Source organism: Mesorhizobium sp., assembly GCF_004962925.1.
Lineage (GTDB): Bacteria > Pseudomonadota > Alphaproteobacteria > Rhizobiales > Rhizobiaceae > Mesorhizobium.
Genome location: NZ_SUEO01000384.1, coordinates 1,075 through 1,829 on the forward strand (window position 1 = coordinate 1,075; position 755 = coordinate 1,829).

Consider the following 755-nt stretch of genomic DNA (forward strand, 5'->3'; position numbering starts at 1 on the left):
ACCAACTATCTTGACCTCGAAGGCACGCTGTGGCTGGAAAACTACGTGTCGAAATACCCGCACACCGTGCTTCTGATCTCGCATGATCGCGACCTGCTCAACCGCGCCGTCAACTCGATCGTCCATCTCGACCAGAAGAAGCTGACCTTCTGGCGCGGCGGCTACGACCAGTTCGAGCGCCAGTACACCGAGCAGCGCGAATTGCAGGAGAAGGGCAGGGTCAAGCAGGAAGCCGCGCGCAAGCACATGGAGTCCTTCGTCGAGCGCTTCCGGGCCAAGGCCTCTAAGGCGAGACAAGCACAGTCGCGTATCAAGGCACTGGAGAAGATGAAGCCGATCGCCGCGATTGTGAACGACAACGTCCGGCCGTTCTCCTTTCCCGAGCCGGTGAAGACAGTGGCCTCGCCGATCATTGCACTGAACAATGTGAATGTCGGCTACGTCGAGGGTGAGCCGATCCTGAAGAAGATGACGCTGCGCATCGATGCCGACGATCGCATCGCGCTGCTCGGCGCCAACGGCAACGGCAAGTCGACCTTTGCCAAATTGCTATCGGGCCGCCTGAAGCAGGAGACCGGCACCATGACGGTCGCACCCGGCCTGAAAGTGGCGATCTTCGCCCAGCATCAGCTCGACGATCTCCGTCCGAACGAAAACGCTTACGAGCATGTCCGCCGGCTGATGCCGGAAGCACCGGAATCGAAGGTGCGCGGCCGCGTCGCCCAATTCGGCCTGACCACCGAGAAGATGAACAC

The 755-nt window shown here is 60.5% G+C and carries 1 protein-coding gene; it reads left to right on the forward strand.

What is annotated here, in order from left to right; translation table 11 throughout:
* Nucleotides 1–755: ATP-binding cassette domain-containing protein (locus E5W87_RS35215; protein ID WP_292408515.1), on the forward strand; the 755-nt coding region annotated here is incomplete at both ends.